2 protein-coding genes are annotated in these 2,856 nt (G+C 69.5%); both read left to right on the top strand.

The genetic code is table 11. The annotated features are described in order from the left end of the window. Positions 1–324 precede the first annotated feature (324 nt). Entirely contained in the window at positions 325–576 is a 252-nt protein-coding gene (locus VF697_RS12215) for a hypothetical protein (RefSeq protein ID WP_331094489.1), read from the top strand. A gap of 258 nt (positions 577–834) precedes the next feature. Further along, positions 835–2,856, top strand: a 2,022-nt coding sequence (locus VF697_RS12210) for an RCC1 domain-containing protein (protein WP_331094487.1), incomplete at its 3' end; no start/stop codon positions are given.

Below are 2,856 nucleotides of genomic sequence, written 5' to 3'. Positions count from 1 at the left end.
GGGCCTGGCGGGTCCTCGCGGGGCCGTTCGGAGTATGACATCGCGCCCCGACAGCCACGAACGAGCACGGAGGGAGCGGCTCACGGCAGCCGCGCTCGGGCCGGGGCGAGCGCCAACGCAGCGGGCAGCCCATGCTCGGGCGGGACGGGTGAAGGAGATCGCCACGTTCCAAGGGGCATCCCTTGCGGCAGTTCGCCAGAGGACTCTCCTGCGCCTGCTCTCCGATCAGCCGGGAGCCAGGCAGGGCTTCTAGGTTGGACCGTGCTTATATGCCTGCCCGGAATGCGGAGTCCCCGAGATAAACAGCCCGGCACGGCGTACACGGTGGAGATCAGCCCGGCAGCCTGGAAGCAGTTCGCGACGCTGCCGGCTGATGACTACGCGCGCATCCGCGCGAAGCTGGATGCACTCGCCAACGAGTTGACGGCAGCGCAGCCACCACCGTTGCCGACGCCAGCGAGCGTGGACGCCAGGGCCTCCATCGTTGAGGGCTTCGCCGTGCTGTACAGCGTCGATGCCGGGCGCAGACGCCTCACGGTCCTGGAAGTGACCAAGAGGCTTCCGCAAGAGGAGTGAAGAGGCGCCCTGGCGCGCGGCAGCCGCAGCTCGGGCCTGTAGAGGGCTCCCAGGGAGGTAGCAGTGCCAGCGGGCGCGCGCTCGCGGACAGTGCTGGAACAGGCGACCGCTTGCCCGTGACTGGAGGGGTGCTGACACCTCGGCGGGTCCTCCTCGCCCTTCCACCGGCGCGCTTGGGCTTTCCGGCGGATTGTTTGCGCTCCCTGCAACTGCGTTGAGACTCGCCGTCCCGTCCCCGGGTTCTCGGAAAGGGTTTCCATGACGCGAATCACCAAGCACGTGTGGCTGTACGTGACAGCCACCCTCCTCACCCTCGCAGCTGGCTGTGGCGCTCCCTCTGAACAGCAGGAGGACACCACAGGCTCGGCCCAGCTGTTCGGCATCACGGCGCAAGCCATCTCCTCCGCGGACGTCACCCTGGTGCGCGTCACGGTGTCCGCGGCCGACATGCCGGCGCGCACCGCGGAGCTCGTCAAGACGAACAACCAGTGGAGCGGCCTCATCGGCAAGCTGCCAGCGGGCACCGCTCGCACCTTCTCCGCCGAGGCCTTCAATGGCAGTGGCACGAAGCTGTACGCCGGTGAGGCCACCGGCGTCACCATCCTCGCGAAGCAGACGACCGCGGTGTCCATCACCCTGCAGGAAGTCAGCCCGGCCACCCCCTTCACCAATGCCGCACCCGTCATCACCTCGCTGTCCGCCGCGCCCGGCACCGTCGAGCCCTCAGGCGCGGTGACGCTCACCGCCTCCGCTTCCGATGCCAACCCCGGCGACACCCTCACCTACGCCTGGAGCGCGCCCTCGGGCAGCTTCGCCCAGGCCTCCAGCCTCTCCACCACCTGGACGGCGCCCGCCTCCGCCGCCACCGTGCCCCTGACGCTCACGGTGACGGACTCCAAGGGCCTCAAGGGAAAGGTGACCTTCAACGTCAACGTCACCTCGGGCAAGGGGGACGCCGCCGTCAACGCCTCCCTCAATACCTGGCCGCAGGTGAGCAACCTCTCCGCCACCGCCACGGCCCTCGAGGTGAATGAGTCCACCACCGTCTCCGCCACCGCCTCCGACAATGATGGCGACGCCCTGGCCTACAGCTGGGCGGCCTCCTGTGCGGGCACCTGGAGCAACGCCACCTCCGCCACCGCGAGCTTCACCGCCACCGCGCTGCCTGACAGCAGCACGTGCAACAACTGCGACCTCACCGTCACCGTCACCGACTCCCGCAATGGGCAGCCCATCGGCGGTCGGACGACGGGCACCCTCTCCCTCTGCGTGGGCCCGAAGAGGACGGCCGCCTTCGCGCCCGACATTGTCGAGACGTTCCAGTCGGCGGCCTCCACCTCCGGCCAGGGCAGCGTCACCTTCCGGGTGAAGGCGGTGGACCCCCAGGGCAGCGCCCTGAGCTTCTCCTGGGCCCCCACCACGGGCTCGAATGGCACGCCCACCACCACCGCCGACTCCAGCGAGGTGGTGTGGACGGCCCCCGCGTGCGTCCCGTCAGGCTCCACGCCCGGCGTGACCCTCACGGTCACCAATGCCCTGGGCCTCTCGAGCTCCCACGCTTTCTCCGTCTCGGTGAACGCTCCGTGTGCCAGCCCGATCATCAAGGCCGCCGCGGGCGCCAACCACTCGCTGGCGCTCAAGCAGGACGGCACCCTCTGGGCCTGGGGCTACAACTACTACATGCAGCTGGGCGACCTTTCCTCCACCCAACGCAACACCCCCGTGCAGGTGCTCACGGGCGTCTCCTCCATGGCCGCGGGCGAGCGCCACTCAGTGGCGCTCAAGCAGGATGGCACCGCCTGGTCCTGGGGCTTCAACTTCTCGAACAGGCCCATTCAGGTGCTCACGGGCGTCTCCGCCGTGGCCGCGGGCACCGCCCACTCGCTGGCACTCAAGCAGGACGGCTCTCTCTGGGCCTGGGGCAACAACTCCTATGGCCAGCTGGGTGACGGCTCCACCACCGAACGCAACGCTCCCGTGCAGGTGCTCACGGGCGTCTCCGCCGTAGCCGCGGGCTTCGCCCACACGCTGGCGCTCAAGCAGGACGGCTCCCTCTGGGCCTGGGGCTACAACTCCGCTGGCCAGCTGGGAGACGGCTCCACCACGCAACGCAACACCCCCGTGCAGGTGCTCACGGGCGTCTCCTCCATGACCGCGGGCACCGGCCACACGCTGGCCATCAAGCAGGACGGCTCCCTCTGGGCCTGGGGCGGCAACGGTTGGGGCCAACTGGGCGACGGCTCCAACACCTCACGCACCACCCCCGTGCAGGTGCTCACG

The sequence above is a fragment of the Archangium sp. genome (assembly GCF_036388035.1).
Taxonomy (GTDB): domain Bacteria; phylum Myxococcota; class Myxococcia; order Myxococcales; family Myxococcaceae; genus Archangium.
Note: the sequence above shows the minus strand (reverse complement) of the source record. Positions and strands in the feature narration are given on the sequence as shown.